This is a genomic window from Enterococcus sp. ARL09-542 (assembly GCF_005234805.1).
Lineage (GTDB): Bacteria > Bacillota > Bacilli > Lactobacillales > Enterococcaceae > Enterococcus_D > Enterococcus_D gallinarum.
Genome location: NZ_QPQX01000035.1, coordinates 2,015 through 5,282, shown reverse-complemented (window position 1 = coordinate 5,282; position 3,268 = coordinate 2,015). Strand labels below are relative to the sequence as shown.

The 3,268-nt window shown below is 49.9% G+C and carries 2 rRNA genes; both read right to left on the bottom strand.

Annotated elements, in window-relative coordinates:
• A 5S ribosomal RNA gene (rrf, locus tag DVW06_RS16570) occupies window positions 1-116 on the bottom strand.
• A gap of 82 nt (window positions 117-198) precedes the next feature.
• Window positions 199-3,113 (bottom strand): 23S ribosomal RNA (locus tag DVW06_RS16565).
• Window positions 3,114-3,268 lie beyond the last annotated feature (155 nt).

Below are 3,268 nucleotides of genomic sequence, written 5' to 3'. Positions count from 1 at the left end.
GCGTGGCGACGTCCTACTCTCACAAAGGGAAACCCTTCACTACAATCGGCGCTAAGAAGCTTAACTTCTGTGTTCGGCATGGTTACAGGTGTATCCTTCTCGCTATCGCCACCACACTATTCAATTGAGTAAGTATTGCTCACTCAAAACTGGATCGAAGAATCAAAACTCTTCCGAGTTTCCTTGCTTTTTTCAATCGTGGTTAAGTCCTCGATCGATTAGTATCAGTCCGCTCCAACCATCACTGGCCTTCCACTTCTGACCTATCTACCTGATCATCTCTCAGGGATCTTACTTTCTTAAAGAAATGGGAAATCTCATCTTGAGGTGGGCTTCACACTTAGATGCTTTCAGCGTTTATCCCTTCCCTACATAGCTACCCAGCGATGCCTCTGGCGAGACAACTGGTACACCAGCGGTAAGTCCATCCCGGTCCTCTCGTACTAAGGACAGCTCCTCTCAAATTTCCAACGCCCGCGACGGATAGGGACCGAACTGTCTCACGACGTTCTGAACCCAGCTCGCGTGCCGCTTTAATGGGCGAACAGCCCAACCCTTGGGACCGACTACAGCCCCAGGATGCGACGAGCCGACATCGAGGTGCCAAACCTCCCCGTCGATGTGGACTCTTGGGGGAGATAAGCCTGTTATCCCCAGGGTAGCTTTTATCCGTTGAGCGATGGCCCTTCCATGCGGAACCACCGGATCACTAAGCCCGACTTTCGTCCCTGCTCGAGTTGTAGCTCTCGCAGTCAAGCTCCCTTCTGCCTTTACACTCTTCGAATGATTTCCAACCATTCTGAGGGAACCTTTGGGCGCCTCCGTTACCTTTTAGGAGGCGACCGCCCCAGTCAAACTGCCCATCTGACACTGTCTCCCAGCCCGATAAGGGCTGCGGGTTAGAGTGGCCATAACGCAAGGGTAGTATCCCACCATTGCCTCCATCGAAACTGGCGTCCCGATCTCTACGGCTCCTACCTATCCTGTACATGCGGTACAGACACTCAATATCAAACTACAGTAAAGCTCCATGGGGTCTTTCCGTCCTGTCGCGGGTAACCTGCATCTTCACAGGTACTAAAATTTCACCGAGTCTCTCGTTGAGACAGTGCCCAAATCGTTACGCCTTTCGTGCGGGTCGGAACTTACCCGACAAGGAATTTCGCTACCTTAGGACCGTTATAGTTACGGCCGCCGTTTACTGGGGCTTCAATTCGTACCTTCGCTTACGCTAAGCACTCCTCTTAACCTTCCAGCACCGGGCAGGCGTCAGCCCCTATACGTCATCTTTCGATTTTGCAGAGACCTGTGTTTTTGATAAACAGTCGCTTGGGCCTATTCACTGCGGCTGCTCGTTAGAGCAGCACCCCTTCTCCCGAAGTTACGGGGTCATTTTGCCGAGTTCCTTAACGAGAGTTCTCTCGCTCACCTTAGGATGCTCTCCTCGACTACCTGTGTCGGTTTGCGGTACGGGCCATTGTTTTCTCACTAGAAGCTTTTCTTGGCAGTGTGACATCAGAAGCTTCGGTACTATTATTTCCCTCCTCATCACAGCTTGTCCTTGAAAGTAGAAGCATTTGACTCCCACTAAGACTCACTGCTTGAACAGACATATCCATCAGTCTGCACTTCTTAGCCTCCTGCGTCCCTCCATTGCTCAAACAAAAACAACGGGTACAGGAATATCAACCTGTTGTCCATCGCCTACGCCTGTCGGCCTCGGCTTAGGTCCCGACTAACCCTGGGCGGACGAGCCTTCCCCAGGAAACCTTAGTCATACGGTGGACAGGATTCTCACCTGTCTTTCGCTACTCATACCGGCATTCTCACTTCTAAGCGCTCCAGTAGTCCTCACGATCTACCTTCAACGCCCTTAGAACGCTCTCCTACCAATGCACCTTATGGTGCACTCCACAGCTTCGGTAAACTATTTAGCCCCGGTACATTTTCGGCGCAGGGTCACTCGACTAGTGAGCTATTACGCACTCTTTAAATGGTGGCTGCTTCTAAGCCAACATCCTAGTTGTCTGTGCAACCCCACATCCTTTTCCACTTAATAGTTATTTGGGGACCTTAGCTGGTGGTCTGGGCTGTTTCCCTTTCGACTATGGATCTTATCACTCACAGTCTGACTCCCGGATATGAATGAATGGCATTCGGAGTTTATCTGAATTCGGTAACCCGAGATGGGCCCCTAGTCCAAACAGTGCTCTACCTCCATCATTCTCAATTCCGAGGCTAGCCCTAAAGCTATTTCGGAGAGAACCAGCTATCTCCAAGTTCGTTTGGAATTTCTCCGCTACCCACACCTCATCCCCGCACTTTTCAACGTACGTGGGTTCGGTCCTCCAGTGCGTTTTACCGCACCTTCAACCTGGACATGGGTAGATCACATGGTTTCGGGTCTACGACAACATACTCATTCGCCCTATTCAGACTCGCTTTCGCTGCGGCTCCGTCTCTTCAACTTAACCTCGCATGCTATCGTAACTCGCCGGTTCATTCTACAAAAGGCACGCTATCACCCATTAACGGGCTCTAACTTGTTGTAGGCACACGGTTTCAGGATCTATTTCACTCCCCTTCCGGGGTGCTTTTCACCTTTCCCTCACGGTACTGGTTCACTATCGGTCACTAGGGAGTATTTAGCCTTGGGAGATGGTCCTCCCGGATTCCGACGGAATTCCTCGTGTTCCGCCGTACTCAGGATCCTCCTAGGTGTGAGCCAGATTTCATCTACGGGGTTTTTACCCTCTTTGACATACTTTTCCAAGTATTTCGACTATCTGTTTCAACTACCATATCGGAGTCCTACAACCCCAACAAGCAAGCTTGTTGGTTTGGGCTTTTCCCGTTTCGCTCGCCGCTACTCAGGGAATCGAATTTTCTTTCTCTTCCTGCAGGTACTTAGATGTTTCAGTTCTCTGCGTCTACCTCACAGCTGCTATGTATTCACAACTGTGTAACATCCTATAAAAGATGCTGGGTTCCCCCATTCGGAAATCTCTGGATCATAGCTTACTTACAGCTCCCCAAAGCATATCGGTGTTAGTCCCGTCCTTCATCGGCTCCTAGTGCCAAGGCATCCACCGTGCGCCCTTATTCACTTAACCTTTGACCTTACGGTCGATGAGTACTTCTTCTAGCGATAGAAGGTTGCTCAAGAAAATAAGCGTTGAACTTATTAAAAAACTCTTTAACTTGTCAACTCGGTGTGTGTTACTTGTTTTGATTTTCTTCGATATCCAGTTTTCAATGAACAAACTTA